This window comes from Streptomyces sp. AgN23, assembly GCF_001598115.1.
Taxonomy (GTDB): Bacteria; Actinomycetota; Actinomycetes; order Streptomycetales; family Streptomycetaceae; genus Streptomyces; species Streptomyces antimycoticus.
This window is the reverse complement of record NZ_CP007153.1, coordinates 6,138,726-6,164,579: the sequence shown is the minus strand read 5'-3', so window position 1 is coordinate 6,164,579 and position 25,854 is coordinate 6,138,726. Positions and strand designations below refer to the sequence as shown.

The 25,854-nt window shown below is 70.4% G+C and carries 29 protein-coding genes; 6 read left to right on the top strand and 23 right to left on the bottom strand.

The window, feature by feature from the left end:
* Positions 1 to 171 precede the first annotated feature (171 nt).
* From AS97_RS26815 to glmS, 3 genes are all read right to left on the bottom strand, one after another.
* Positions 172 to 537, bottom strand: coding sequence for a hypothetical protein (locus AS97_RS26815; protein ID WP_210565790.1), 366 nt, complete (start codon positions 535 to 537; stop codon positions 172 to 174).
* Between the two features lie 345 nt (positions 538 to 882).
* On the bottom strand, positions 883 to 1,251 hold the full coding sequence (locus tag AS97_RS26810; RefSeq protein WP_210565789.1) for a holo-ACP synthase: 369 nt from the start codon (positions 1,249 to 1,251) through the stop codon (positions 883 to 885).
* 16 nt (positions 1,252 to 1,267) lie between these two features.
* Complete coding sequence (gene glmS, locus AS97_RS26805) at positions 1,268 to 3,115, bottom strand: glutamine--fructose-6-phosphate transaminase (isomerizing) (RefSeq protein ID WP_059148945.1); 1,848 nt, start codon at positions 3,113 to 3,115, stop codon at positions 1,268 to 1,270.
* Positions 3,116 to 3,243: 128 nt separating this feature from the next.
* On the opposite strand from glmS, the gene AS97_RS26800 reads away from it, so the two are divergent.
* The 3 genes from AS97_RS26800 (at position 3,244) to AS97_RS26790 (ending at position 6,110) form a co-directional block, all read left to right on the top strand.
* The gene (locus AS97_RS26800) at positions 3,244 to 4,077 is read left to right on the top strand and encodes a hypothetical protein (RefSeq protein ID WP_086710243.1); all 834 of its coding nucleotides are present in this window, start codon (positions 3,244 to 3,246) and stop codon (positions 4,075 to 4,077) included.
* A gap of 85 nt (positions 4,078 to 4,162) precedes the next feature.
* Positions 4,163 to 5,173 carry a type I pantothenate kinase gene (gene coaA / locus AS97_RS26795; protein ID WP_059148947.1) on the top strand — a complete coding sequence of 337 codons (1,011 nt, stop codon included), beginning with the start codon at positions 4,163 to 4,165 and terminating at the stop codon, positions 5,171 to 5,173.
* A gap of 16 nt (positions 5,174 to 5,189) precedes the next feature.
* Positions 5,190 to 6,110 (top strand): DUF389 domain-containing protein, encoded by a 921-nt coding sequence (locus AS97_RS26790; protein WP_059148948.1) that lies wholly within the window; start codon positions 5,190 to 5,192, stop codon positions 6,108 to 6,110.
* Between the two features lie 71 nt (positions 6,111 to 6,181).
* Here the strand turns inward: AS97_RS26790 and glmM are convergent, their stop codons facing one another.
* From glmM to rplM, 3 genes are all read right to left on the bottom strand, one after another.
* A complete protein-coding gene (gene glmM / locus AS97_RS26785) occupies positions 6,182 to 7,540 on the bottom strand; it encodes a phosphoglucosamine mutase (RefSeq protein WP_086707238.1) in 1,359 nt (452 codons plus the stop codon).
* Between the two features lie 140 nt (positions 7,541 to 7,680).
* The gene (gene rpsI, locus AS97_RS26780; RefSeq protein WP_059148950.1) at positions 7,681 to 8,184 is read right to left on the bottom strand and encodes a 30S ribosomal protein S9; all 504 of its coding nucleotides are present in this window, start codon (positions 8,182 to 8,184) and stop codon (positions 7,681 to 7,683) included.
* Between the two features lie 41 nt (positions 8,185 to 8,225).
* Positions 8,226 to 8,669: a 50S ribosomal protein L13 gene (rplM, locus tag AS97_RS26775; RefSeq protein WP_059148951.1), complete on the bottom strand. Its 444-nt coding sequence runs from the start codon at positions 8,667 to 8,669 to the stop codon at positions 8,226 to 8,228.
* A 359-nt stretch (positions 8,670 to 9,028) separates the two neighbouring features.
* Between rplM and AS97_RS26770 the strand changes: the two genes are divergently transcribed.
* Positions 9,029 to 9,907 carry a hypothetical protein gene (locus AS97_RS26770; protein ID WP_210565788.1) on the top strand — a complete coding sequence of 293 codons (879 nt, stop codon included), beginning with the start codon at positions 9,029 to 9,031 and terminating at the stop codon, positions 9,905 to 9,907.
* A 76-nt stretch (positions 9,908 to 9,983) separates the two neighbouring features.
* Here AS97_RS26770 and AS97_RS26765 read toward each other — a convergent pair whose 3' ends face one another.
* Complete coding sequence (locus AS97_RS26765; RefSeq protein WP_210565787.1) at positions 9,984 to 10,739, bottom strand: hypothetical protein; 756 nt, start codon at positions 10,737 to 10,739, stop codon at positions 9,984 to 9,986.
* Positions 10,740 to 11,045: 306 nt separating this feature from the next.
* On the opposite strand from AS97_RS26765, the gene AS97_RS26760 reads away from it, so the two are divergent.
* Positions 11,046 to 13,133, top strand: coding sequence for a glycosyltransferase family 4 protein (locus AS97_RS26760; protein WP_210565786.1), 2,088 nt, complete (start codon positions 11,046 to 11,048; stop codon positions 13,131 to 13,133).
* A gap of 98 nt (positions 13,134 to 13,231) precedes the next feature.
* Positions 13,232 to 13,777: a hypothetical protein gene (locus AS97_RS26755; RefSeq protein ID WP_210565785.1), complete on the top strand. Its 546-nt coding sequence runs from the start codon at positions 13,232 to 13,234 to the stop codon at positions 13,775 to 13,777.
* Here AS97_RS26755 and AS97_RS26750 read toward each other — a convergent pair.
* The 16 genes from AS97_RS26750 to secY all read right to left on the bottom strand — a co-directional run bounded on the left by AS97_RS26750 (position 13,771) and on the right by secY (position 25,750).
* Entirely contained in the window at positions 13,771 to 14,979 is a 1,209-nt protein-coding gene (locus AS97_RS26750) for a PP2C family protein-serine/threonine phosphatase (RefSeq protein ID WP_210565784.1), read from the bottom strand. The genes AS97_RS26755 and AS97_RS26750 overlap by 7 nt on opposite strands.
* On the bottom strand, positions 14,976 to 15,995 hold the full coding sequence (locus AS97_RS26745) for a SpoIIE family protein phosphatase (protein ID WP_063805032.1): 1,020 nt from the start codon (positions 15,993 to 15,995) through the stop codon (positions 14,976 to 14,978). The genes AS97_RS26750 and AS97_RS26745 overlap by 4 nt, the downstream gene beginning before the upstream one ends.
* A complete protein-coding gene (locus AS97_RS26740; RefSeq protein ID WP_308696887.1) occupies positions 15,992 to 16,375 on the bottom strand; it encodes an ATP-binding protein in 384 nt (127 codons plus the stop codon). The genes AS97_RS26745 and AS97_RS26740 overlap by 4 nt, the downstream gene beginning before the upstream one ends.
* Before the next feature lie 79 nt (positions 16,376 to 16,454).
* Positions 16,455 to 16,865 carry an STAS domain-containing protein gene (locus AS97_RS26735; RefSeq protein ID WP_059148959.1) on the bottom strand — a complete coding sequence of 137 codons (411 nt, stop codon included), beginning with the start codon at positions 16,863 to 16,865 and terminating at the stop codon, positions 16,455 to 16,457.
* Positions 16,862 to 17,740, bottom strand: a complete 879-nt coding sequence (locus tag AS97_RS26730; protein ID WP_059148960.1) for an STAS domain-containing protein — start codon at positions 17,738 to 17,740, stop codon at positions 16,862 to 16,864. Before AS97_RS26730 ends, AS97_RS26735 begins: the two co-directional genes overlap by 4 nt.
* A 174-nt stretch (positions 17,741 to 17,914) precedes the next feature.
* Positions 17,915 to 18,781, bottom strand: coding sequence for a tRNA pseudouridine(38-40) synthase TruA (gene truA, locus AS97_RS26725; protein ID WP_059148961.1), 867 nt, complete (start codon positions 18,779 to 18,781; stop codon positions 17,915 to 17,917).
* A gap of 86 nt (positions 18,782 to 18,867) precedes the next feature.
* A complete protein-coding gene (gene rplQ / locus AS97_RS26720) occupies positions 18,868 to 19,398 on the bottom strand; it encodes a 50S ribosomal protein L17 (RefSeq protein WP_059148962.1) in 531 nt (176 codons plus the stop codon).
* A 113-nt stretch (positions 19,399 to 19,511) separates the two neighbouring features.
* On the bottom strand, positions 19,512 to 20,534 hold the full coding sequence (locus tag AS97_RS26715; RefSeq protein ID WP_009715858.1) for a DNA-directed RNA polymerase subunit alpha: 1,023 nt from the start codon (positions 20,532 to 20,534) through the stop codon (positions 19,512 to 19,514).
* A gap of 107 nt (positions 20,535 to 20,641) precedes the next feature.
* Positions 20,642 to 21,268, bottom strand: coding sequence for a 30S ribosomal protein S4 (gene rpsD, locus AS97_RS26710; protein WP_059148963.1), 627 nt, complete (start codon positions 21,266 to 21,268; stop codon positions 20,642 to 20,644).
* Between the two features lie 27 nt (positions 21,269 to 21,295).
* Positions 21,296 to 21,700, bottom strand: a complete 405-nt coding sequence (gene rpsK / locus AS97_RS26705) for a 30S ribosomal protein S11 (protein WP_009715860.1) — start codon at positions 21,698 to 21,700, stop codon at positions 21,296 to 21,298.
* Between the two features lie 66 nt (positions 21,701 to 21,766).
* Positions 21,767 to 22,147 (bottom strand): 30S ribosomal protein S13, encoded by a 381-nt coding sequence (rpsM, locus tag AS97_RS26700; RefSeq protein ID WP_014054183.1) that lies wholly within the window; start codon positions 22,145 to 22,147, stop codon positions 21,767 to 21,769.
* Between the two features lie 196 nt (positions 22,148 to 22,343).
* Positions 22,344 to 22,457, bottom strand: a complete 114-nt coding sequence (rpmJ, locus tag AS97_RS26695) for a 50S ribosomal protein L36 (protein ID WP_003956441.1) — start codon at positions 22,455 to 22,457, stop codon at positions 22,344 to 22,346.
* 27 nt (positions 22,458 to 22,484) lie between these two features.
* Positions 22,485 to 22,706 (bottom strand): translation initiation factor IF-1, encoded by a 222-nt coding sequence (infA, locus tag AS97_RS26690; RefSeq protein WP_003956442.1) that lies wholly within the window; start codon positions 22,704 to 22,706, stop codon positions 22,485 to 22,487.
* A gap of 150 nt (positions 22,707 to 22,856) precedes the next feature.
* A complete protein-coding gene (map, locus tag AS97_RS26685) occupies positions 22,857 to 23,693 on the bottom strand; it encodes a type I methionyl aminopeptidase (RefSeq protein ID WP_059148964.1) in 837 nt (278 codons plus the stop codon).
* An 87-nt stretch (positions 23,694 to 23,780) separates the two neighbouring features.
* Positions 23,781 to 24,437, bottom strand: a complete 657-nt coding sequence (locus tag AS97_RS26680) for an adenylate kinase (protein ID WP_059148965.1) — start codon at positions 24,435 to 24,437, stop codon at positions 23,781 to 23,783.
* Positions 24,437 to 25,750 carry a preprotein translocase subunit SecY gene (gene secY / locus AS97_RS26675; protein WP_059148966.1) on the bottom strand — a complete coding sequence of 438 codons (1,314 nt, stop codon included), beginning with the start codon at positions 25,748 to 25,750 and terminating at the stop codon, positions 24,437 to 24,439. Before secY ends, AS97_RS26680 begins: the two co-directional genes overlap by 1 nt.
* Positions 25,751 to 25,854 lie beyond the last annotated feature (104 nt).

Below are 25,854 nucleotides of genomic sequence, written 5' to 3'. Positions count from 1 at the left end.
GTCAGCCGAAGGGCGTGGGCGAGAACCGTTCGGCCTGGCGACCGCGAGGCCGACGCGAGGAAGCTACGCCTCCGCGCGGACCGGCTCTGCGCGGACCGGCTCTGTGCGGCACTGCGCGATGTGTGCTGCGGGCGGCGGAGAGGGCAAGCAGAAGCAGGAAGAGAGTGTGTGTCAGCTGACGTCCCTCTCGATCGCTTCGAAGATGTCCGCGTCCGTCTCCCGCTGCCAGCCGGGAAGATCCGGCCAGTCGGCGACGTACCCGGGCTTCGGGTCCTCGAAGTGCCGGTACATCTGCGCGGTCCAGCACGTCGCGACGAAGCGCCCCTTCTGCTCTCGCGTGAGTCGCCCCGCGTGCCCCTCACTCAGCTCAAGGAACTGCCGCACCTGCTCGTGCACCGCCCCGGCGGCCGCGCGCTCCCACTCCGGGGTCTCCTCCCAGGGGTTCACATAACCTGGCTTGGGCTCCCCGGGAAAGTGCCGCCGCACCCCCGCGATCCACGCCTCCCGGAACAGCCGGGCACCCTCGGTCCGCGACATCCCTGCCCCTTTCGTCAGTTCACGCTCAGTGCCTTGATCTCGGCATCCGATTCGCCAACCCGCACATCGCGAGCGAGGGAGCCGAAGTCCATACGCAGGGCTTGGAGTCTACGAGCGACGTACCCGACCAACCCGACGCTTCACCGTCGTCGGCGCCGTAAAGGTGCGGTCCAGGGCGCCGCTCCTTCAGGCCCCGCCACCGGAACCCGCCGCCAACAGCGGGTGTACCACCCACGCGCCCGCCGCTTCGCCGACCGCGCGGAGCACCGGCCCACCGCGCGGAGCACCGGAGCACCGGGCCACTCACCAGGTCACCACGGCCACCGGGGTCACCGGAGCACCGGGTCACCCCTCCGCGATCACCACCGCCGACGCGACCCCCGCGTCATGGCTCAGGGAGACGTGCAGCCCCCGCACCCCCAGCCGCTCCGCGCGTACGGCGATCGTGCCGCGGACGGAGAGGCGGGGGCGGCCGCTGGGTTCGGTGAGGATCTCGGCGTCCGTCCAGCGCAGGCCGCCGGGGGCGCCCAGGGACTTGGCCAGGGCCTCCTTGGCTGCGAACCGGGCCGCCAGCGAGGCCATGCCACGACGCTCCCCGCTGGGCAGCCACAGCTCGCGCTCGACGAAGAGCCGGTCCGCCATCCCGGGCGTGCGCTCCAGCGCCTCCGCGAAACGGTCGATACCGGCCACGTCGATGCCCACGCCGACGATCACGCCGTCATCCGTCGGGTCACTCCACGGTCACCGACTTGGCGAGGTTCCTCGGCTGGTCGACCTCGTTGCCGCGCGCCGTGGCCAGCTCGCACGCGAAGACCTGCAGCGGCACCGTCGCGACCAGGGGCTGCAGCAACGTAGGCGTGGCGGGGATCTCGATCAAGTGGTCGGCGTAGGGGGCCACCGTCTCGTCGCCGCGCTCGGCGATGACGATCGTGCGGGCGCCGCGCGCCCGGATCTCCTGGATGTTGGAGACGATCTTGTCGTGCAGCACGGACCGCCCGCGCGGCGACGGCACGACCACGACGACCGGCACGTCCTGCTCGATCAGCGCGATCGGCCCGTGCTTGAGCTCGCCCGCCGCGAAGCCCTCGGCGTGCATGTACGCGAGCTCCTTGAGCTTGAGCGCGCCCTCCAGGGCAACCGGGTAGCCCACATGACGGCCCAGGAACAGGACGGTGTTCTTGTCCGCCAGGCTGCGGGCCAGCTCGCGTACCGGCTCCATGGTCTCCAGGACCTGGTCCACCTGGGTCGCGATCTCCGACAGCTCGCGGATCACGGACAGGATCTCGTCGCCCCACTTGGTGCCGCGCACCTGGCCCAGGTAGAGGGCCACCAGGTAGCAGGCCACCAGCTGGGTGAGGAACGCCTTGGTGGAGGCGACGGCGACCTCGGGCCCGGCGTGGGTGTAGAGCACCGCGTCCGACTCACGCGGGATGGTGGAGCCGTTCGTATTGCAGATGGCCAGCACCTTGGCGCCCTGCTCCCGCGCGTGCCGCAGCGCCATCAGGGTGTCCATGGTCTCGCCGGACTGGGAGATGGCGATCACCAGCGTCCGCTGGTCCAGGATCGGATCGCGGTAGCGGAACTCGCTGGCCAGCTCCGTCTCGCAGGGGATCCGGGTCCAGTGCTCGATGGCGTACTTGGCGATCATGCCCGCGTGGTAGGCGGTGCCGCAGGCGACGATCACGACCTTGCTGACCTCGCGCAGCACCGAGGCGGGGATGCGCACCTCGTCCAGGCAGAGGTTCCCGGCCAGGTCGATCCGGCCGAGCAGGGTGTCCGCGACGGCCTTCGGCTGCTCGGCGATCTCCTTGAGCATGAAGTAGTCGTAGCCGCCCTTCTCGGCGGCGGAGGCGTCCCAGTCCACGTGGTACGGGCGGACCTCGGCCCGCGCCCCCTCGAAGTCGGTGACGACCACACCCTCCCGGCGGGCCTCCACGACCTGGTCCTGGCCCAGCTCGATGGCCTCGCGGGTGTGGGCGATGAAGGCGGCCACATCGGAGGCGAGGAACGCCTCGTCCTCGCCGACGCCGACGACCAGCGGCGAGTTGCGGCGCGCCCCGACCACCACATCGGGCGCGTCCGCGTGCACCGCGACCAGGGTGAAGGCGCCCTCCAGGCGGCGGCAGACCTGGCGCATCGCCTCGGCGAGGTCGCCGCAGGAGGAGAACGACTCGGCGAGCAGATGCGCCACGACCTCGGTGTCGGTCTCGGAGACCAGGTCGTGGCCGCGCTCGGCCAGTTCGGCGCGGAGCGCGGCGAAGTTCTCGATGATGCCGTTGTGGACGACCGAGACCCGGCCCGCGTTGTCCAGGTGCGGATGGGCGTTGGCGTCGGTGGGGCCGCCGTGGGTGGCCCAGCGGGTGTGGCCGATGCCGGTACTGCCGGTGGGCAGCGGGCGGTCGGCCAGCTCCTTCTCGAGGTTGGCCAGCTTGCCCGCCTTCTTGGCGGCCGCCAGCCCGCCATCGGCCAGCACGGCGACGCCCGCCGAGTCATAGCCGCGGTACTCCAGCCGCTTGAGTCCGGCGAGGACGACATCGAGGGCCGACTGCCCTCCCACATAACCAACGATTCCGCACATGGACGCAGCGTACGACCCCCGGGGCGGCAGGCCGACCACCGGCCACGCCCAGGCCCCTCGCATGCCGTGCATAATGCGCACGAGCGGCTGGGGGGCCGCCCTTTGACTTTCACTTCCCTGGGGGGATCGTGCGCCGTATCACCATGCCGTCCGTCGCCGTGCTGCTCTTAGCGCTCGGCACCGGCTGTTCATCGGCTTCGAGCGAGAAGGCCCGCGTCGCGGAGGAACCGGGCGGAAAGGCCGGGGCGAAAGCGTCCGCGACGAAGGGCACGGACGGCAGACCCGTCGACATCATCCGCACCGCCGTGGCGAAGGCCCGCGCCACCAGCGCGCGCATCGAGGAGACCGTGGTGACCCGTGGCGCGGGCAAGGAATTCATCCTCTCCGTCGCGGGACCGTTCGACCTGGCCGCCGACCGGGGCAAGTTGTCGGTCGACTTCCCGGGCGGCGCGGTCGACCACATGGACGAGATCTTCAACGGTGGCAAGGTCTATCTCACCCGCACCGTGCCCAAGGGCCACTGGGCGGTCATCGACCGTGCCGAGGCCAGGGCCCACTCCCTGCTGCGGGCCCCGCTGAACGACCCCGAACTCGTCCTGCGCCAGGTGGCGGCCATCCGCGGCGTGTCGGACCAGGGCACCACCACGATCGACGGCCGCCCGGCGCACCTCTACCGCGGCACGCTCGACTACCGGACGCTCACCCTCGGCCTGGTGGACGAGCACCGCGAGCGGCTCGACGCGGTCCGGAAGGCGATGGGCGGCGGGCTGCCCTCGTCCGCGCGGGTCTGGGTGGACGAGGAGGGACGGCCGGCCCGGGTCGAGCTGTCCGCCGCGCTGAACACGCAAACCGTCACCGCCACCATGGACCTCACCGACTTCGGGAAGCCCGTGGAGGTGACGGTCCCGGACCCGTCCAGGACCATCCCGACCGACGCCGTCTCGGGCGTGCTCCCCGGCTGATCTTGTCCCCGGCCCCCGGCCGGGGTGACCGACCCCACGCCTCAACCCCGGTCACTCGGCCGGTCCCTGCCATGACAATGAGAGGGTGATCACGTCAACCGCGCGCGCGGCGCGCACCGTGGGCGGCCCGCAGCGGCGGAGCGGCGAGGCGACCCCGTATGTGGATCTGTCCCGCGCCGAGTGGAGCGCGCTGCGGGACAAGACCCCGCTGCCGCTGACCGCCGAGGAGGTGGAGAAGCTGCGCGGGCTGGGCGACGTCATCGACCTCGAAGAGGTGCGGGACGTCTATCTGCCGCTGTCCCGGCTGCTCAACCTCTATGTGGCCGCCACCGGCAATCTGCGCGGCGCGCTCAACACCTTCCTCGGCGACACCAAGCACGGCAACGGCGCCCAGCCCGGTACGCCCTTCGTCATCGGCGTGGCGGGCAGCGTCGCGGTCGGCAAGTCGACCACCGCCCGGCTGCTCCAGGCGCTGCTGGCCCGCTGGCCCGAGCATCCGCGGGTGGAGCTGATCACCACGGACGGCTTTCTGTACCCCAACGCCGAGCTGCGGCGCCGCGGGCTGATGTCCCGTAAGGGGTTCCCCGAGAGCTACGACCGCAGGGCGCTGACCCGTTTCGTCGCCGATGTGAAGGCGGGCCGGGCGGAGGTGTCGGCGCCGGTCTACTCGCACCTGATCTACGACATCGTGCCGGACGAGCGGCTGACCGTGCACCGCCCCGACATCCTGATCGTCGAGGGGCTCAATGTGCTGCAGCCCGCGCTGCCGGGGAACGACGGGCTGACCCGGGTGGGGCTCGCGGACTTCTTCGACTTCAGCGTGTACGTGGACGCCCGGACCGAGGACATCGAGCGCTGGTATCTGGGCCGCTTCCGGAAGTTGCGGGAGACGGCCTTCCAGGACCCCTCCTCGTACTTCCGCAAGTACACCCAGGTCTCCGAGGAGGAGGCGCTGGACTACGGCCGGATGATCTGGGCCACCATCAACAAGCCCAATCTGAAGCAGAACGTCCAGCCCACGCGGGGCCGGGCGACGCTGGTGCTGCGCAAGGGGCCGGACCACAAGGTGCAGCGGCTGTCCCTGCGCAAGCTGTGAGGAGCGTACGCACGCCATGCTGCACTTGCGGTTGATCGTCCCCGCTGACCGTACCGAGGCGGTGGTGCGCACCATCGAGAAGACGGTCGGCACCACCCATCTGGTGGTACTGCCGGGCGCCGCCCGCGACCCCGCGGGGGACGTCGTCATGTGCGACGTGGCACGCGAGGCCGGGGACGGCCTGCTCGGCGAGCTGCGCGGGCTGGGTCTTGACGAGACCGGGTCCATCGCGGTGGAGAACATCGACCTCTCGCTGTCCAAGCGCGCCGACACGGCGGAGGAGGAGGCGCCCGGCGAGGGGGCGGACGCGGTCCTGTGGGAGCAGCTGGCGGACGCCACCCATGAGGAGTCCACGCTCTCGGCGACCTATCTCGCCTTCCTCGTCATCGCGACGATGATCGCGGCATGCGGTGTGGTGCTGGACAACGCGATCCTGATCGTCGGCGCGATGGCGGTGGGCCCGGAGTTCGGGCCGCTGGCGGGACTGTGCACCGCGCTGGTGCGGCGCGCGCCGCGGCTGGCCGCGCGCTCGGCGATCGCGCTGCTGGTCGGGTTCGCCGCGGCGATGGCGCTGACCACCGGCTTCAGCATCGCGATGGACGCGGTGGGGCTCTTCGGCAGGGACATGCTGGAGCGCGCCCGGCCGAACACGGACTTCATCTGGAAGCCGGACATGTTCTCGTTCGCGGTCGCCGTGCTCGCGGGGATCGCGGGAACGCTCTCGCTGACGTCGGCGAAGTCCGGTGCGCTGGTGGGGGTGGCGATCTCGGTGACGACGGTGCCGGCGGCGGCCAATGCGGCGGTGGCGCTGGGATACGGGGAGATCGACCAGATGTGGGGCTCTACGGAGCAGCTGCTGCTGAATCTGGTGGGGATTGTGGTGGCGGGGACGCTGACGTTGGGGGTGCAGAAGGTTTTGTGGGGGCGGCGGGGGTAGCTTCCCCCACCCCACCCCGCCCCGTCCCGCGGCATCGGCATGCGGGAAAGGGCGGGGAGGGGAAGGAGCCGCTAGCCCAGGGCCGACTTCACCGCGTCCGCCAGGCGGCCGGCGACCGAGCGGGCCTGTTCGATGTCGGCCGCCTCGACCATGACCCGCACCAGCGGCTCCGTGCCCGAGGGCCGGAGAAGTACTCGGCCGGTCTCGCCCAGCTCGCGCTCCGCCTCGGAGACGGCCGCGGCCAGGTCGGCGCTGGAGGCGACGCGGGACTTGTCCACGTCGGGGACGTTGACCAGGACCTGGGGCAGCCGCTCCATGACGGCCGCGAGATCGGCCAGGGTGCGGCCGGTCGCGGCGACGCGGGCCGCCAGCAGCAGACCGGTGAGCGTGCCGTCACCGGTCGTGGCGTGGTCGAGGACGATCACATGGCCGGACTGCTCGCCGCCCAGCGCGTAGCCGCGGGTCTTCATCTCCTCCAGCACATAGCGGTCCCCGACCGCCGTCTGGACCAGCTCGACGCCCTCGCGCTTCATGGCCAGCTTGAAGCCGAGGTTGGACATCACGGTGCCGACCACCGCGTCCCCCCGCAGCTCGCCCGCCTCGCGCATGGCCAGGGCCAGGACGGCGAGGATCTGGTCGCCGTCGACCTCGCGGCCGGTCGCGTCCACCGCGAGACAGCGGTCGGCGTCCCCGTCGTGGGCGATGCCGAGGTCGGCGCGGTGCTCCACGACGGCGGCCTGGAGCCGGGCGAGGTGGGTGGAGCCGTAGCCGTCGTTGATGTTGAGGCCGTCCGGGTCGGTGCCGATCGTCACGACCTCGGCCCCGGCCCGCGCGAACGCCTCCGGGGAGACCCGGGCGGCGGCGCCGTGCGCGCCGTCGATGACGACCTTGAGGCCGTCGAGCCGGCCCGGGAGGGCGCCGACCAGGTGGGCCACGTAGGCGTCGAAGCCCTCCTCGTAGGGCCGGACCCGGCCCACTCCGGCGCCCGTCGGCCGGTCCCACGGCTCGCCGGAGGCATGCGAGCGGTAGGTGGTCTCGATACGGTCTTCCAGCTCGTCGGCCAGCTTGTGGCCGCCGCGGGCGAAGAACTTGATCCCGTTGTCGGGCATCGGGTTGTGACTCGCGGAGAGCATCACCCCGAGGTCCGCGTCCAGCGCCCCGGTCAGATGCGCGACGGCCGGCGTGGGCAGCACGCCGACCCGCAGGACGTCCACTCCGGCGCTGGCCAGCCCCGCCACCACGGCCGCCTCCAGGAACTCCCCGGACGCGCGCGGATCCCGCCCGACCACCGCCACCGGCCGATGGCCCTCGAAGGTTCCCGCCTCGGCGAGCACATGCGCCGCCGCTACCGACAGGCCGAGCGCCATCTCAGCCGTCAGATCGGCGTTCGCGACGCCGCGCACACCATCCGTACCGAAGAGTCGTCCCACTGGTGTCCTCCGAAGTTACGAGCTGGGGGGCAGAAGCTTGCTTGTAGGTATACGCCCCCTGGTGGCGATAGCCGAACGCCCCGGGGGCACAGGTGGTGCCGCCGGGGCGTTCGGGTGAAGCAGCGGTGCCGCGATGGGCGTCAGCGCTTGCTGTACTGAGGCGCCTTGCGGGCCTTCTTCAGACCGGCCTTCTTACGCTCGGTGGCGCGGTCGTCACGGGTCAGGAAGCCGGCCTTCTTGAGCGGGGCGCGGTTGTTGTCCACGTCCGCCTCGTTCAGCGCGCGGGCGATGCCCAGACGGAGCGCACCGGCCTGGCCGGACACGCCGCCGCCCGCGATGCGGGCGATCACGTCGTAGCGGTCGTCCAGCTCGAGCACCTTGAAGGGCTCGTTGACTTCCTGCTGGTGAACCTTGTTGGGGAAGTACTCCTCGAGAGTACGACCGTTGATCTTCCACTGCCCGCTGCCCGGCACGATGCGGACGCGCGCCACGGCGTTCTTGCGACGCCCGGTGCCGGCGGCCGGCTGCGGGTCACCGAAGCGGGAAGCGAGCGACTCGGAGGTGTACTCCGACTCGACCGTCTCAACGCTCTCGGTGGTGTACTCCTCGACATCGAGGGGGGTCTCGGCGGTGGTCTCGGCCACGATGCTCCTCAGATTCTTTTCGTCGTAAGGGGTGGCCGGGACTACTGCGCGACCTGGGTGATCTCGAACGGGACCGGCTGCTGAGCGGTGTGCGGGTGCTGGTCACCCGAGTACACCTTCAGCTTCGAGAGCATCTGACGGCCCAGGGTGTTCTTGGGGAGCATGCCCTTGATGGCCTTCTCGACGGCCTTCTCCGGGTTCTTCTCCAGCAGCTCGTCGTAGCGGATGGAGCGCAGACCACCCGGGTAGCCGGAGTGGCGGTACGCCATCTTCTGGGTCCGCTTGTTACCGGAGAGGTGCACCTTGTCGGCGTTGATGATGATGACGAAGTCACCAGTGTCGACATGCGGCGCGTACACCGGCTTGTGCTTGCCCCGCAAGAGGGTGGCGGCCTGAGTGGCCAGACGGCCGAGAACAACGTCGGTGGCGTCGATGACGTGCCACTGACGCTGGACGTCGCCGGGCTTGGGGCTGAACGTACGCACGGTCGTAGCCTTCGCTTCTTCAGTGAGTGGGGTCTCCCCGGATCCGCTAGGACCGAGGGGACGGGTCCGGACAAGGCCACCCGGACGATCACGACAGCCTTGGCCGCACCTCGGTGACGCATCCGAGTGCCTGCCGCTGGTCATCGGCCCGGTGGACCGGCGTAACGGCCTCTCACGTGAGAACGAGCAAGCCAATACGCATAACGAACTGGCAGAATACCGGCCCGCCCCACCGCGGGTCAAAACGCCCCCGCCTCGCCGCGCACCCGCCCGCGGCCCACACCGGGCCGGACCACCGGCCGGGCCCGCGCCCCGCCGACGGCTCCCCGGCGTCACCCGGCCGGTCTAAGATGCGCGCCATGAGCTTTGGGCAAGGGGGGCCTTACGGGCCCGGGGGATCTCAGCCGCCTCAGCCGTCGACACCGGACTGGGCGGCGCTCGCCGACCAGTCCGCCGCGCGCAACCGGCGCCGCAGGCTGCTCTTCATCGGCGGCGGGGTGCTGGCCACCGCCGCCGTCGCCGCGATCGTCGCCACCGCCGTGGTCAGCAGCGGCCACAAGGACAAGAGCGGCGGCGACTCGGCCGGCGGCGGCGACTCGGCCGGCGGGCTGCCCACCCCCCAGGACCTCCCCAGCGAGTCGGCGACGCCCGAGCCCACCTTCTCCGATGTCGCCCCGCCCGCGCCGCCGAAGCCGCTGGACATCATCTCCAGCGCGCGGCGGGACAAGGCGCCGCTGTCCGCGGCCACCCTCTTCCCGGAGCAGCGCGCCGCGAAGGACGACCGCTCGTACACCAAGGCGGCGTCCGCCTCCACGACGAGCTGCGCCGCCGCCACCCAGGGTGCGCTCGGCTCGGTCCTGACGAACAACGGCTGCCGCAAGCTGCTGCGGGCCACCTTCTCCCGGGACGGCGTCGCGGTGACGGTCGGCGTCGCCGTCTTCGACGGCAAGGCGGCGGCCGAGAAGGCCAAGGACCAGTACAAGCCCAACATCGCCTCGCTGACGGGCGGAGGCGTGCCGGCCTTCTGCCGCCGGACCGCCTGCCAGAGCTCGGCGAACGCGATCGGGCGGTACGCCTACTTCACGATCTCCGGCTATACCTCGGGCAAGGCGGTCACGGCGTCGGACACCGCGGCCCTCCAGGCCGGGCGCGATGTGGCCGACTACACCTTCCGCCGCATCCTGGCCCGCGGCAGCGCCCAGGCATCGGCGGAGGCGGCCGCGACGACCGCCGACTGAGCCGCCACCGGCAACCGAACCGCCGGCTGAGACGCCGGTCCCGCCGGGCGGCGCCCGCCGGGGGATCGGGGATCCGCTACGACGCGGCGCCCCGCGTCGCCTTCTCCACCTTTGCCACCTGCGCGTCCACCAGCGCGGCCGGGATCTCGGACTTCGCGGGGTCCGCGATGTTGACCCCGAAGAACACCGTCACCTGCGGCCCTGTCCGCACGACCGTGAACTTGATGACGGCGTTGTCCTTGCCCGCGTCATGCAGGCTGAAGGCCACCGCCTCGTCCCCGCGCTCGGGCGCGTCGAGCGGTGTCACCTTCGTGACGTCCGCCTTCGCCCCGGTGCCGTCCTCGGCCGGGAAGCCGCCCCGGCAGACGGTCACCGCCTCGCGCAGGTCCTTCACCGTCCGCTCGGCGTCGCCCGGCCCGTAGGAGGAGATGCGGATCAGGCCGGCGCCGCCGACCTTCGCCTTGGTGAGGTCGGTGGCGTAGGCGCGGTGGACGCTGGCCTTGGGCGCCGGGTCGTAGTGGGTGCCCATCAGCGCGGCCAGCGGCTGGCACTCGGCCTTCGCCGACTTGGCCGACCCGCCCTCGCTGATCTCCTTGTCGGTCATCTTCTGGACTTCGAGCCCCGTGACCTCGCTCTTGGTCAGGGCGGCCCGCTCCAGGGCGGACGCGGACAGCGGCTTCGCGGCCGGGGCGGTGCTCGCGGGCTTGTCGTCCTGCTTGGCACCGGCGGACTCGCCGTCACCGGAGTCGCTGCCGCATCCGGTCATCAGCCCCAGCGCCGCCACCGCCGCGATGGCCACACCCATGGTCCGCTTCGCACCGGACTCGTTCATTTCTCTGTCCACCCCTGGTCGATAACGGGCCCGTACGGCCACCGCACGGACACCCCGCAGACTCCCAGAACGCCGGGAGGGTTGTACTCCCTTTCCCGAATGTGGCTGATCCCATATCACCATGCGCATAAGCAACCTTCCGGGCCCAGACCAGTCTTACGGACCGATCAGTCCTTACTGGCTTCATACCGGCATCACACCGGCCCCATATCGGCCCAATGCAGCCTGGTTCGGAACCAGAACGAAGCACGGACTCGGAGGGGAGGGCACGCCGCGGCGGATCGGCTGCGCCGGGCGTACATCACCGTGAAGATTTCTTTCCTGCTCCACAACGCCTATGGCATCGGTGGCACCATCCGGTCGACCTTCAATGTGGCCGGGGCGCTCGCCGCCCACCACACCGTGGAGATCGTCTCCCTGATCCGCACCATCGACACCCCGAACCTCCCCCTCCACCCCGCCGTACGGCTCAGACCCCTGATCGACCTGCGCCCGCACGAGGACGGAGCCCGGGCGGGCGACCTCGGCCACCCGCTGCTGTCGCGGCCCAGCGCCCATATCCCGGACGCCGAGGCCAAAGGCACCACCAACTTCAACGCCCTCACCGATGAACGCGTCGCCGGCCATCTCGACCGCACCGACGCCGATGTCGTCATCGCCACCCGCCCCGGCCTGGTCATCTACCTCGCCGCACTGGGCCGCACCGGCCGCTTTCTGCGGATCGGCCAGGAGCACCGCCTCTACGGCACCCACCGCGCCGAGATCCGCGCCGCCTGCGACGCCGCCATCCCCCATCTCGACGCGTACACCTCGGTCTCCGAGGCCGACGCGGCCACCCACCGGGCCCACCTCCCCGGTATCACCACCCGGCTGACCGCCCTGCCCAACGGGGTGCCCGCCACCGGGATCGAGCCCTCCGACGGCCGCGCCAAACTGGTCGTGGCCGCGGGCCGGCTGATCCCGGTCAAGCGCTACGACCTGCTGGTGGCCGCCTGGGAGACGGTCGCCGCCAAACACCCCGACTGGCGGTTGCGCATCTACGGCCGCGGCCCCCAACTCGCCGCGCTGCGCCGCCAGATCGACGAGCTCGGGCTGGCCGGCCAGATCACCCTGATGGGCGCCCACTCCCCCATCGAGACCGAATGGGCCAAGGGCGCGATCGCCGCCGTCACCTCCCGCGAGGAGTCCTTCGGCATGACGATCGTCGAGGCGATGCACTGCGGGGTGCCCGTGGTCGCCACCGACTGCCCGCACGGGCCGGGCGAGATCATCACCGACGGCCGGGACGGGCTGCTGGTGCCGCCCGGCGACGCCGACGGGATCGCCAAGGGGCTGCTGACCCTGATCGAGGACGGCGAACTGCGCCGCTCGATGGGCGAGGCGGCCCGTATCTCGGCCCGGCGGTACGCCCCCGAGCGGGTGGCGGCCGCCTACGAGCGGCTCATCGAGGAACTCCACACCGCCCGCGGCACCGAGGCCCCGGCCCACCGGCGCCGTACGATCGCGCCCCTGCGGGCCCGGGCGGCCGGGACGCCGCTGACCGCCACCCTCAAGGGCGCGGTCAAGCAGCTCATCCGCAGGCCGCTGCGGCCCGTCGCGTCCTGCCGGGTCACCGCCGAGGGCAATCTGTCGGTGCTGGTGGAGCCCGCCGAGGTGCGCGGCGGCGAACTCGAACTGACCGTCACCCGCCGGAAGAGCGACGAGCCTTCCCTCCGCGTCCCGCTGCTGCCCCCGGCGAGCATCGCGCCGTCCGCGCCCTGGACGGCCACGCTCGACCGCGCGACGCTCGATCTCGCCGAGGGCCGCTGGGATCTGCATGTGGTCCGCCGCTCCGACGGCGTCCGCCGCCGGGTCGGCTGCCGCTTCGCCGAGGGGCGCGGGCTGTTGGACCTGGAGCCGCTGCCCGGCTCGCCCGTCGCCTGGTGGATCCCCTACTCCACGGTCGACGGCTATCTCGCGCTGCGTGCCTGGCGGCGCCCGGTCCATGCCGAGGCCCGGGTGATCCGCATGGACGCCGAGGGGCTCGCCGTCGAAGGCACCCTGTACGGGGCGCGCTTCGGGCCCGACGCGGCGCCGACCGCGGTGGCCACCCCGTCCCGCGGCCCGGCCCGCCCGTTCCTCACCGGCGTCACGGCGCTGGACGGCGGCCGGTTCCGCTTCACCGTCCCGTACGAGCGGATCCAGCGGGCCCGTACGGACGACGCGGGCGCCGCGGCCTGGACCCTGACGCTCCATAAGTCCGCCGGATCCGAGACCGCGATCCCGATCGGCCGTATCGTGGGCGACATCGTGGACCGCGACAAAACGGACCTCTTCCCGGTCACCCACGGTGTTCGACCCCACCTCACCCGCACCGGCGACCTCACCATCATCTGCCCCATCACAGACAATTGAGAGACATGAGTCATCCGTGCGGTGTTTGCCGCGGAGATCACCGGTAACACTCGGTGATACCAGCCTCGAGCGAGGAAAACTCTGCGGAAGGCACAGCGATGTCAACAGTCACGCTCATCATCCTGGTGGCGGCCCTGGCCGCCATGGCCGGCCTGGTGATCGCCCCCTCGGTCCGGCAGGGCCGCAAGGGCGAACTGCCGGTCCGAAGCCTGCCCTCGGAAGCCAGGGAGCAGTACGCGGCGCGGTGGGCGGGCCTGCAGGAGCGATTCGTGGACTCTCCCGCGTGGGCGCTGCGCGAAGCCGACCGGCTGCTGGGCGCCTTAGCCGTCGACCGCGGCTATCCGGCCGAGTCCGACGCCAAGCGGATGGACGCGCTGTCCATCCGTCACCCCGGGGAGGTCGAGGGCTACCGCCGACTGCACGCCATGGCGACGCAGGTACCCGAAAGCGAGGCGGCCCAGGCCGCCGACGCCGCCACCGAGCGGATGCGGGAGGCGCTGGTCGCGGCGCGGCCCCTGTTCGAGCAACTCGTGCGCGCACAGCCGCACGACGAGCGCCCGCTCCCGCCCCCGGTCCCCCGTCAGCGGGATCTTCAGCAGGGCCGTATCCCGCGGCAGCGCCTCGGCCCGGCCGCCGATCACTGACCGGTGAGCCGCACCGCCAGCGCGAGGGTGTCATCCGGATGCAGGATCACCGTGTGCATATCCTCCGCGATGGCGCCGGGGACCTCCTCGATCGGGCTCTGCAGATGCTTGTGCGCGGCCTCGATCAGGCGCCTCTCGCCCTCGATCGGGTCCCGGCGGCTCTCGGTGAGCCCGTCGGTGTAGAGCAGGAGGAGGTCCCCGGGGGCCAGCCGCTCGGTCAGCGGTGTCTCGCTCCCGGGCAGCGGAAAGCCGATCCCACGCCCCCGGGCGTCCAGATAGCGGGCCGTTCCGTCGCGGCGCAGCAGCAGCGCGGGCGGATGGCTCCCGTTGGCCAGCCACAGCTCACCGGTGACCGGATCGATCCGGGCGAGCAGCACGGTGGCCATCACGGCCCGGTCGAAGGGGTGCAGGATCTCGTCGGTGCGGGCCACGATCGACTGGAGGCGGTGGCCCTCCAGGGCCAGGGTGCGCACCGCGTGGGTGACGTTGAGCGCGCTGCGCGTACTGGTCACCCCATGGCCCAGCGCGTCCACGATGGTGATGTGGACGGTGCCGTCGGGCAGCACGAACCAGTCGTACAGATCCCCGCCGGTCGGCGCGTCGGTGCCGGCCGGCTCGTAGTGCACGGCGAGTTCGAGACCGTCGGCCTTGATGAGCGGCGGGCGCAGCGCGTCCTCCAGCTCCCGCAGGGTCTGGCCGTGCGCGGTGCGCAACTGCTTGTCCCGCTCGTCGAGCTGGACGTAGAGCGCGAGCACCCCGCTGTTGGTCTCCTCGAGTTCGTCCTTGAGGCGGCGGTGCTCGGCGGTGAGCGCGTCGGCGGCGGCCAGCACGGCGCGCAACTCCTCCGCGGCCAGGGCCTCGTCGCCGGGCGCCTCCTCGGCGGCGTCCGCCGGCGGGCCCGCCGGGAGGCGCCAGACCACCTCGTCCTCGGTCACCGCCTCGGGGGCCATCGGCAGATCCGCCGCCGAGGGGCCCGTATCGCCCGGCGTCCGCAGCACCACCGTGAGCAGCCCGGCGCCCGGGTCGTACGCCCACTCAAGACCCGCCTGACGCCCGGCGCGCAGCGCCGCCCCGGCGGCCTCGGCGGCGGACAGCACAAGGCGCCCCCGGACCTCCGGGTCCAGGGCGTGCTCCCGGGCCAGCGCCCGAACGGCCCGGCTGAGCCCGGCCGTCGTGGCGCAGGTGAGGTTCCTCGTCGTCATGGAAGCCTTAAGGGTGACCTGGCCGCGAGCACCGTGGCGTCGTCGCGGACGCGGCGATGGCCATGGGCGAGTGCGGCGGACAGCAGGGACGGCGGAAGACGGAGCACGGAAGGGGGCGGGTCCAGCGCCCAGCGGGCGTCTATACCGTCGCTGTGCAGCACCGCCGTGGCGCCCTGGGACAGCGGGAAGCCGTGGACGCGCGGGGTGGGCATGCCCCAGCCGACGATCCCGGGCTGTCCGGTCAGCCGGTGCTCGACCCCGCCCGGGGTCAGGGCGAGGGCGCGGATGTTGCCGATGCCGCAGTAGTCGGCGCGGTCGTGGTGCAGCCGCAGCAGCCCCACGGCGGCCCCGCGGGTGTGCCGCAGGGCCCGGTTCATCCGGGTCAGCACCTCCGGCAGCGGCCGGTCGGGGTCGGTGTGGAAGGTCCGCAGCGCCGCCTGGGCCGCCTCCTCGGCCGCGCGGCCGTGGCCGAGGCCGTCGAGGACGACCGCGGTGCGGGCGGCGTCCGTGTCGACGATCCCGCGGGCGTCGCCACAGCCCTCCTCCCCTTCGGCGGGCAGACAGATCGCGCCCACCCCCTGCCACTCCGGCCGCTGCTCGCCCGTCGCGGTCAGGCGGGCGCAGGCCCAGGTGCCCGCGCCGGTGCCGTCCGCGCTGCGCATGGTGAAGTGGGTCGCCATCCTCTTGACGGCGCCGAGCCCGACCCCCAGCGTTCCGGAGGTGGTGTAGCCGTCGGCCATACAGCGCTCGGGGTCGTGCATACCGGGGCCGCGGTCGGCGGCGAGGATCTCCACCCCGTGGCCCAGCGGCAGCGGCTGGACGTAGAGGGTGCCGTCGCTGGCGTGCTTGTCCAGGTTGGTCGCCAGCTCCGAGGCGATCACCGCCGCCTGATCGGGCAGCGCCCCCGGGAGCTCGCACTCCCGGGCCACCGCACGCGCCGTCTCGGCGGCCAGATGCACGGCGCTGTGGTGGTCGACGCGCACCTGGGCGGTGGGCACCGTGAACGTGCGGGTCACCGGACCGCCCAGCGGGTGACCACCACGACGGTGCCCTCGCCGGGGCCGGTGCGCACGGTGAACTCGTCCATCAGCCGCCGGGCGCCGCCCAGCCCGTGGCCCAGGCCCGAGCCGGTGGTGAAGCCGTCGGTGAGCGCCGCGTCGAGGTCCGCGATGCCCGGCCCCTCGTCCTTGACGGTCAGCCGCAGCCCCCGCCGCCCGGAGGGCTCGCGCGGATAGTCGAGGGTGACGGTGCCGCCGCCCCCGTGGACATAGGCGTTACGGGCCAGCTCGCTGGCGGCCGTGACCACGCGGGTCTGGTCCACCAGGCCGAAGCCCACCTCGACGGTGGCCGCGCGCACCGCATGGCGGACCGTCAGCAGGTCCTCCTCCGTGCGCACCGGATAGGTGGCCGACGCGGGCGGGCGCCGGCTCTCCGCCCGCGCGGGCCGCTTGGGCCCGTGGGAGGCGAGGGTGGATTCACCGGGCAGTGCCACGTCGGGCCCCTTCCAGGGGCTGCTGGGCCTGACGCCACCCCAGCGCGGCCAACCCCTGCTCCGGATTGAGTGCGGTCTCCACACCGACCAGTTCGATCCCCAGCTCGACCAGGGTGATCGCCACCGGCGGTCGCATCCCGGCCACGATCACCCGGGCACCCAGCAGCCGGGCCACCGTGGTCAGCTCCATCAGCGTCCGGGCCACGAAGGAGTCGATGACCTCCAGCCGGGAGATGTCGATGAGCACCCCACGGGCGCCCTCGGCCGAGATCCGCTCGGTGAGCTCCTCGGTGAAGGCGATGGCGGTCCGATCGTCGAGCTCATTGAGCAGCCCCGTGACCAGGACATCTCCCAGCCGCAGAATCGGAACGCCGGGCGAGCGATGACCGTTCACCGACCATCTCCTTCGTCACCGTCGGGACCGGGCCCGTCGATCATCTTGATCGCGGTGGCCAGCGCGTCGGCCAGCGTCGCCCGCGTGAGGATGGTGGACAGATCGATGCCGAGCTGGGCGATGGTCTGGGCGATCGAGGGGCGGACCCCGCTGATCACGCAGTCCGCGCCCATGAGCCGCACCGCGTTCACGGTCTGCATCAGATGCTGGGCGACGGCGGTGTCCACCGTCGGCACACCCGTGATGTCGATGATCGCGACCAGCGCCTCATGGTCCTGGATGGCCTGGAGCAGATTCTCCATCACCACCTGGGTCCGGGCGGTGTCCAGCGTGCCGATCAGCGGCACCGCCAGCACCTGCCGCCACAGCCGCACCACCGGTGTCGACTGCTCCATCAACTGCTGGCTCTGCCGGCGGATGATCTCCTCCCGGCCCTCCACATACGTCTCGAAGGACAGCGCCCCGGCCACATCCAGCAGCCGGTTCATGAAGACGGCCGAGGCGAACAGCTCCTCGGCGTCCCGGGTGTCCCGCTGCACCGCCTTCAGCAGCGCCTCCTTGAGCGCGAGCACCGCGAGCGAGGTCGCCGTCGGCGTGGCCCCCGCCCGCGCCCGGCGCATCGACAGCCCCACCACGGCCTCGTGCAGCCCCGGGGTGGAGGTCACCACCCGGTCCACCGGCACACCGCTCTGCAGGCCCGGAACCAGCGCCTCGATCAAGGAATCGGCCTCCTCGCGCAGTTCGGCCTCGCCGATGTCGGTGTCAAGCAGGGCCTGCTCCATCTGCAGCTCGACCCAGCGATCGGCGATTTCCTCGTCGCGCTCCTGAAGAGCCCTGGTCAGGCGCTCTCGTACAGCGGCCTCGCTGGTACTCACGCGGATCCCTTCGCGGTCGGCGACCGTTGTCGGTTGGCGAATTTTATCGATCTTCCGGAGGCCCCGGAAGTCGCATCATGCCGATAGCCCCGCCGCCTTGACCCACTCGCCCAGTCGTCGGCACACGAAGCGCGCGGCGAGTACCCCATGATCGGCCGCCCACACCCGCCGATTTCAGCAGCAGCCGGAACCCATCGCCGTCGCACCCGGCAGGGAGCGCTTGTTGCGGGACTCCCGGTTACGGGCGGCGAGTTGGTCATCTGCCGGATAGCCGACCTCTTCCAGGGTCAGCCCGTGCGGACGGACGACATGGACGGCGGAGTCGCGCACCCCCGCGGAGAGCACCTTGGCCGGCCAGTCCGCGGGGCGGTGGCCGTCCCCGACGAAGAGCAGGGCGCCCACCAGCGAGCGCACCATGTTGTGGCAGAAGGCGTCGGCCCGAACCGTCGCCGTGATGACCCCGTCCGCCCCGCGCACCCAGTCCAGCCGCTGGAGGGTGCGGATGGTGGTGGCGCCGTCGCGCTTCTTGCAGTACGCGGCGAAGTCGTGCTCGCCCAGGAGCCGTGTCGAGGCCGCGTTCATGGCGTCCACATCCAGCGGCCAGTCATGCCACAGCACATGGCCGCGCAGCAGCGGATCGACCCCGCCGGGGTGGTCGGTGACCCGGTAGGCATAGCGCCGCCAGATCGCGGAGAAGCGGGCGTTGAACCCGGGCGGGGCCTGCTCGACCTTCCAGACCCGTACGTCATGGGGCAGCCGGCCGGCGAGCCGCCGCAGCAGCCTGTCCCGGTGCTCGGCCCACAGCGCCTCGGGCAGATCCACATGCGCCACCTGGCCACGGGCATGGACCCCCGCGTCGGTGCGGCCCGCGACGGTCAGCTCAAAGGTCTCCGAGGAGCGCGTCACCGTCCGCAGCGCGCTCTCCAGCTCGCCCTGCACGGTGCGCCGCTCGCGCTGCTTGGCCCAGCCCGAGAAGTCCTTGCCGTCGTACGAAAGATCCAGCCGGACCCGGACGAAACCGGGCGCCGCCTCGTCACTCACTGGGGCGTTCCTCTCCATGCGGAACGGGCCCGCTCCCAGATTCTGGGGGCGGGCCCGTCCGTGACAACGAAAGCCGTAGCGACGCCTCAGGCGTCCTTCGACTCCTCGGCGGCCGGAGCCTCAGTCGCCTCGGCCTCGGCGGCCGGGGCCTCGGTGGCCTCGTCCTTCTTGAGGTTCGCGGCGGCCGCGTCACCGGCAGCGTCCTTGGCGGTGCGCTTGGTGGCGGCCTCGGCCTCGCCGACCGCCTCCTGCTGCACGGTCAGCGCCTCGACCAGCTCGATGACCGCCATCGGGGCGTTGTCGCCACGACGGTTACCGATCTTGGTGATACGGGTGTAGCCACCCGGCCGGTTCTCGTAGCGCGGGCCGATCTCGGTGAAGAGGGTGTGCACGACGCTCTTGTCGCGGATGGTCTGCAGCACCAGACGGCGGTTGTGAAGGTCGCCCTTCTTCGCCTTGGTGACCAGCTTCTCCGCGACCGGGCGCAGGCGGCGGGCCTTCGCCTCGGTGGTGGTGATCCGGCCGTGCTCGAACAGCGCGGTGGCGAGGTTCGCCAGCAGGAGCCGCTCGTGCGCAGCGCTGCCGCCCAGACGGGCGCCCTTGGTGGGCTTCGGCATGTGTCTCTCCTAGATGTCTGCACCGGCCGTATGAGGTACCGGTGTCAGTGAACAAAATCCAGCCCGTCCGGCGATGGAGGGCAACGCCTCAGCCACAGCGGACCAGCAGGTCTCTAGTACTGCTCGGTCTCCACGAAACCGGCATCCGCGTCGTCGTCGGCGCCGAAGGCGTCAGCGGCGGCGGTCGGGTCGAATCCGGGCGGGCTGTCCTTGAGCGCCAGGCCCATACCCGCCAGCTTCGCCTTGACCTCGTCGATCGACTTGGCGCCGAAGTTGCGGATGTCGAGCAGGTCCGCCTCGGACCGCGCCACGAGCTCACCCACGGAGTGGATGCCCTCGCGCTTGAGGCAGTTGTACGAGCGGACGGTGAGCTCGAGCTCCTCGATCGGCAGCGCCAGATCGGCGGCCAGGGCGGCGTCCGTCGGGGACGGGCCCATGTCGATGCCCTCGGCGTCCACGTTCAGCTCGCGGGCCAGGCCGAACAGCTCGACCAGGGTCTTACCGGCCGACGCCATGGCGTCACGCGGCCGCATGGCCTGCTTGGTCTCGACGTCGACGATCAGCTTGTCGAAGTCGGTGCGCTGCTCGACACGGGTCGCCTCGACCTTGTAGGTGACCTTGAGCACCGGCGAGTAGATCGAGTCGACCGGGATCCGGCCGATCTCCTGGCCGACCTGCTTGTTCTGCACGGCGGAGACGTAACCGCGGCCACGCTCGACCGTGAGCTCCATCTCCAGCTTGCCCTTGCCGTTCAGCGTGGCCAGGACGAGGTCGGGGTTGTGCACCTCGACACCGGCCGGCGGGGCGATGTCGGCGGCGGTGACCAGACCCGGGCCCTGCTTGCGCAGGTACATCACGACCGGCTCGTCGTGCTCCGAGGAGACGACCAGCTGCTTGATGTTGAGGATCAGGTCGGTGACGTCCTCCTTGACGCCCGGCACGGTGGTGAACTCGTGCAGGACCCCGTCGATCCGGATGCTGGTGACGGCCGCACCGGGGATCGAGGAGAGGAGCGTACGACGCAGGGAGTTTCCGAGGGTGTAGCCGAAGCCCGGCTCCAGCGGCTCGATCACGAACCGGGAGCGGAACTCGTCGACGACCTCTTCGGTCAACGAGGGACGCTGAGCGATCAGCATGGGTTTGCCTCCAGTCTTCGGCGCCCGCTATTTGACGCCGAACCCTTCAATGGTACGGGCGGTACGCGCCAAACGGCTCCGTACCGCCCGTATCGTCCAGCGGTCTACTACTTGGAGTAGAGCTCGACGATGAGCTGCTCCTGCACCTGGGTGTCGATCACCTGGCGCTCGGGCATGGAGTGCACGAGGATCCGCAGCTGCGACGGAATGGCCTCAAGCCACGCCGGCACCGTGCGCTCGCCCGCCTCGGCCTGAGCCACCTGGAAGGGGGTCAGGGTCCGGGACTTCGTGCGGACCTCGATGATGTCGTTCACGGTGACGCGGGCCGACGGAATGTCGGTCTTGCGGCCGTTCACGTTGATGTGGCCGTGGCGGACCAGCTGACGGGCGTGGTCGCGGGACTTGGCGAAGCCGGCCCGGTAGACCACGTTGTCGAGGCGGGTCTCGAGGATGCGAAGCAAGTTCTCGCCGGTCTTGCCGGACTTCTTGTTCGCCTCCGCGTAGTAGCCACGGAACTGCTTCTCAAGGACGCCGTAGATGCGGGTCGCCTTCTGCTTCTCACGGAGCTGCAGCAGGTACTCGCTGTCCTTGGTGCGCCCGCGACCGTGCTCACCCGGGGGGTAAGGACGGATCTCGATCGGGCACTTCGCGCTCTCGCACTTGCTCCCCTTGAGGAAGAGCTTCTGCTTCTCCCGACGGCAACGCTTGCAGTCGGCCCCGGTGTAACGCGCCATGTTTCTGTTGTCTCCTACTTCAGCCGGTCAGACGCGCCGACGCTTGGGCGGGCGGCATCCATTGTGCGGAGTCGGAGTGACGTCCTGGATCGAACCCACCTCCAGGCCGGTGGCCTGGAGCGAGCGGATCGCGGTCTCACGGCCGGAGCCCGGACCCTTGACGAACACGTCGACCTTGCGCATGCCGTGCTCCTGCGCGCGGCGGGCGGCCGACTCGGCGGCCATCTGCGCGGCGAACGGAGTGGACTTGCGCGAGCCCTTGAAGCCGACGTGGCCGGCAGAGGCCCAAGAGATCACATTCCCGGTCGGGTCCGTGATCGAGACGATGGTGTTGTTGAACGTGCTCTTGATGTGAGCGTGCCCGTGGGCGACGTTCTTCTTCTCCTTGCGGCGCACCTTCTTGGCGCCGGCCGTCCTGCTCTTCGGAGGCATTCCTGAAATCTCCCGTGGAGGTGGTCGGTCCTACAGCTCGGACCGCTTGACAGCGTCCGGTGCGGACTACTTCTTGCCCGGCTTCTTCTTACCGGCGATGGCGCGACGCGGGCCCTTGCGGGTGCGGGCGTTGGTGCTGGTGCGCTGGCCGTGGACCGGAAGGCCGCGGCGGTGGCGCAGACCCTGGTAGCAGCCGATCTCGACCTTGCGGCGGATGTCGGCCTGGATCTCGCGACGGAGGTCACCCTCGGTCTTGATGTTGTTGTCCACGTACTCGCGGATCTTGACCAGGTCTTCTTCGCCCAGGTCACGAACGCGGGTGTCCGGGTTCACACCGGTGTTGGCGAGCGTCTGCTGGGCAAGGGTGCGACCGATGCCGAAGACGTAGGTGAGGGCGACCTCGACGCGCTTTTCGCGCGGGAGATCAACGCCTGCGAGGCGTGCCATGAATCTGGCTCCAGATGGTTGTCGGAGGTCTTCCGCAGCACCACTCCCGGCCACCGTTCGCACGGCTGCCGGGTCCCCGGCCTCCGACCGGGGGTGTCGTCCCCGCGAGGCGGGAACGGGTGACTGCGTATGTACGCAAAGTTATGACGTCGCGCGAAGATGCTGCGAGTGGTGCAGGATATCCGGCCGGTGTGCGTCAGCCCTGGCGCTGCTTGTGGCGCAGGTTGTCGCAAATGACCATGACCCGGCCGTGGCGGCGGATCACCTTGCACTTGTCGCAGATCTTCTTGACGCTCGGCTTGACCTTCATGGTGTGAGGTTCTCCGGGTCGTGAGATCTACTTGTAGCGGTAGACGATCCGTCCGCGCGTGAGGTCGTACGGAGACAACTCCACCACGACCCGGTCATCGGGCAGAATGCGGATGTAGTGCATGCGCATCTTGCCGCTGATGTGCGCGAGGACCTTGTGACCGTTCTGAAGCTCCACCTTGAACATCGCGTTCGGCAGAGACTCGATCACGGTGCCCTCGATTTCGATGGCGCCTTGCTTCTTGGCCATGTCCTGCTTTCGGGATCGGCTACCTTGATCGGCCCGCCACATGCGGGAGGGCATGCGTGAGCCGACGTGTCAGTCTACGTCAGGGCATCCCGAAACACGAATCGGGGGCATGATGCCCCGGAATCGAGATCTTTATGCCCACGGAGATCGTCAGGCCAGGGGATCGGGCGCGGCCTCCACGCCCAGCTCGGCCAGCTTGGCCTTGCCGCCGTCGACGGCGGTCAGCACCAGCGGGCCCTCCTCGGTCAGCGCGACCGAGTGCTCCCAGTGGCTGGACCAGGTCCCGTCGTCCGTCTTGACGGTCCAGTCGTCGGACAGCACATGCGTCTTCGCGGTGCCCAGGCTCACCATGGGCTCGATCGCGATGCAGAAGCCCGGGCCCAGCCTCGGGCCCTTGCCGCGCTTCTTGGAGACATAGTTCAGCAGATGCGGGTCCATGTGCATCTGGGTGCCGATGCCATGGCCGCCGTAGTCCTCGATGATCCCGTACTTGCCGGAGGCCGGGCGGGGCTGGCGGCGGATGTAGCCCTCGATCGCCTTGGAGATGTCGATGAGCCGGTGCCCCTTGCGGACCGCCGCGATCCCGGCCCACATCGACTCCTCAGTCACCCGGCTGAGCTCGTACAGCTCCGGGGCGTGACCGGTGCCCACGAAGGCGGTGAAGGCGGCGTCGCCGTGCCAGCCGTCCACGATCGCGCCCGCGTCGATGGAGATGATGTCGCCGTCCTTGAGGACGGTCTCCTGGTCCGGGATGCCGTGCACCACGATGTCGTTCACCGAGGTGCAGATCGTGGCGGGGAAGCCGCCGTAGCCCAGGAAGTTCGACTTGGCGCCGTGGTCGGCGATGACCTTACGGGCGACGTCGTCCAGGTCCTTGGTGGTGGCGCCGGGGACGGCGGCCGCCCGTGTCGCCTCGTGGATGGCGGCGACGACCAGTCCCGCCTCACGCATCTTCGCGATCTGCTCGGGAGTCTTGATCTCCACCATCACTCAGCCTTCCGCGTCCATCGGTTCTGCTCAACAGTACGGCCGCGACACCCCGGGCGGGGCATCGCGGCCGATCAGCTCTGTTCTCTAGGCCGCCTTGGCCGCCAGGGCGTCCATCGCCCGCTGCGTGACCTCGGACACCTTGCCGAGCGCCGAGATCGTCACGACCAGGCCCTTGGCCTTGTAGTAGTCGATGATCGGCTCGGTCTCCCGGTGGTAGACCTCGAGTCGTTTGCGAACCGTCTCCTCGCTGTCGTCCTCGCGCTGGTACAGCTCGCCGCCACAGGCGTCGCACACGCCCGCGGCCTTCGGCGGCTTGTACTCCACGTGGAACGTGTGCGAGCTGTCCTGACGGCAGGTACGACGGCCCGCGATGCGCTTGATCACCTCGGACTCGGGGACCTCCAGGTCCAGCACCGCGTCCAGCGAGACACCGCGCTCGCCCAGGTAGGTGTCCAGGGCCTCGGCCTGGATCTGGTTCCTCGGGAACCCGTCCAGCAGGAAGCCCGACTGCGCGTCCGACTGGCCCAGCCGGTCCTCCGCCATGCCGATGGTGACCTCGTCCGGTACCAGTTGTCCGGCCCGCATGTACTCCTGCGCCTGCTTGCCGAGGGGGGTGCCCTGGCTGATGTTCGCGCGGAACAGGTCGCCTGTGGAGATATGCGGGATCGACAGCTTCTCGGCAAGGTACGCGGCCTGCGTACCCTTGCCGGCTCCCGGAGGCCCGACGAGGACGATTCGCATCAGCGGAGGAACCCTTCGTAGTGTCGCTGCTGAAGCTGGCTCTCGATCTGCTTCACAGTCTCCAGGCCGACACCCACGATGATCAGGATGCTCGTGCCGCCGAACGGGAAGTTCTGATTGGCGTTGAGCGTCACCAGTGCCACCGTGGGCACCAGGGCGATCAAGCCCAGATAGAGCGCACCGGGCCACGTGATGCGGTTCAGCACGTAGCTCAGGTACTCCGCGGTGGGACGACCAGCCCGGATACCCGGGATGAACCCACCATACTTCTTCATGTTGTCGGCAACTTCTTCGGGGTTGAAGCTGATGGCGACATAGAAGAATGCGAAGAAGACGATCAGCAGGAAGTACGTGGCGATGTAGATCGGGTGGTCGCCCTTGACGAAGTTCTGCGAGATCCAGGTCGCCCAGCCGGCCTTCGAATTGGAGAACTGGACGATCAGCGCCGGAATGTACAGCAGCGATGAGGCGAAGATCACGGGGATCACACCCGCCTGGTTCACCTTCATCGGGATGTAGGTGGACGTACCGCCGTAACTGCGACGGCCGATCATGCGCTTGGCGTATTGCACCGGGATCCGGCGCTGGGCCTGCTCGACGAAGACCACCAGGCCGACCATGGCCAGACCACAGAGGATCACCAGGCCGAACTCCAGCCAGCCCCCCATGATCTTGCCCTGCTGCTTGATGCTCCACATCGCGCTCGGGAAACCGGCGGCGATCGAGACGAACATCAGGATCGACATGCCGTTGCCGATGCCGCGGTCGGTGACCAGCTCACCGAGCCACATGATCAGCGCGGTGCCGGCGGTCATCGTGATGACCATCACGGCGGTAGTGAAGATCGAGTCGTCCCGGACGATCTGGCCGCCGACGGGGCAGCTCTGGAAGAGCGAGCCGCTGCGGGCGGTGGCCACCAGGCCGGTGCCCTGCAGAATCGCCAGCGCGATCGTCAGATAGCGGGTGTACTGCGTGATCTTCGACTGCCCGGCCTGACCCTCCTTCTTGAGGGCCTCGAGACGCGGGATCACCACGGTCAGCAGCTGCAGGATGATGCTCGCCGTGATGTACGGCATAATCCCGAGCGCGAAGATGGTGATCTGGAGCAGTGCGCCACCACTGAACATGTTGACCAGGCCGAACAGCCCCTGCTGGCCCTTGGCGAGGTCCATGCACGTCTGGACGTTCTTGTAGTCGATGCCCGGGATCGGGATATGTTGCCCGAGCCTGAAGAGCACGATGATGCCCAGCGTGAACAGCAGCTTCTTGCGCAGGTCGGGCGTCTTGAACGCCCGGGCGAACGCGGTGAGCACGGTGCCTCCTGCGCCCCCCGCGTGCGTGCGCGAGAGGTGACGGTCTTGAGGATCGACGAATACTTATCAGCCAGGACCCGCGCGGAGGCGTACCGCGCGGAAGG

What these genes read in the sequence shown, in the direction of transcription:
- map (WP_059148964.1), bottom strand. Translation starts at nt 23,693, where the DNA reads ATGGTGGAGATCAAGACTCCCGAGCAGATCGCGAAGATGCGTGAGGCG.
- AS97_RS26815 (WP_210565790.1), bottom strand. Translation starts at nt 537, where the DNA reads ATGTCGCGGACCGAGGGTGCCCGGCTGTTCCGGGAGGCGTGGATCGCG.
- rpmJ (WP_003956441.1), bottom strand. Translation starts at nt 22,457, where the DNA reads ATGAAGGTCAAGCCGAGCGTCAAGAAGATCTGCGACAAGTGCAAGGTG.
- rpsK (WP_009715860.1), bottom strand. Translation starts at nt 21,700, where the DNA reads ATGCCTCCGAAGAGCAGGACGGCCGGCGCCAAGAAGGTGCGCCGCAAG.
- infA (WP_003956442.1), bottom strand. Translation starts at nt 22,706, where the DNA reads ATGGCCAAGAAGCAAGGCGCCATCGAAATCGAGGGCACCGTGATCGAG.
- rpsM (WP_014054183.1), bottom strand. Translation starts at nt 22,147, where the DNA reads ATGGCACGCCTCGCAGGCGTTGATCTCCCGCGCGAAAAGCGCGTCGAG.
- rplQ (WP_059148962.1), bottom strand. Translation starts at nt 19,398, where the DNA reads ATGCCGAAGCCCACCAAGGGCGCCCGTCTGGGCGGCAGCGCTGCGCAC.
- AS97_RS26770 (WP_210565788.1), top strand. Translation starts at nt 9,029, where the DNA reads ATGAGCTTTGGGCAAGGGGGGCCTTACGGGCCCGGGGGATCTCAGCCG.
- AS97_RS26680 (WP_059148965.1), bottom strand. Translation starts at nt 24,437, where the DNA reads ATGCGAATCGTCCTCGTCGGGCCTCCGGGAGCCGGCAAGGGTACGCAG.
- rpsD (WP_059148963.1), bottom strand. Translation starts at nt 21,268, where the DNA reads ATGGCGCGTTACACCGGGGCCGACTGCAAGCGTTGCCGTCGGGAGAAG.
- AS97_RS26715 (WP_009715858.1), bottom strand. Translation starts at nt 20,534, where the DNA reads ATGCTGATCGCTCAGCGTCCCTCGTTGACCGAAGAGGTCGTCGACGAG.
- AS97_RS26765 (WP_210565787.1), bottom strand. Translation starts at nt 10,739, where the DNA reads ATGAACGAGTCCGGTGCGAAGCGGACCATGGGTGTGGCCATCGCGGCG.
- AS97_RS26790 (WP_059148948.1), top strand. Translation starts at nt 5,190, where the DNA reads ATGCTGCACTTGCGGTTGATCGTCCCCGCTGACCGTACCGAGGCGGTG.
- glmS (WP_059148945.1), bottom strand. Translation starts at nt 3,115, where the DNA reads ATGTGCGGAATCGTTGGTTATGTGGGAGGGCAGTCGGCCCTCGATGTC.
- AS97_RS26750 (WP_210565784.1), bottom strand. Translation starts at nt 14,979, where the DNA reads ATGACGACGAGGAACCTCACCTGCGCCACGACGGCCGGGCTCAGCCGG.
- AS97_RS26755 (WP_210565785.1), top strand. Translation starts at nt 13,232, where the DNA reads ATGTCAACAGTCACGCTCATCATCCTGGTGGCGGCCCTGGCCGCCATG.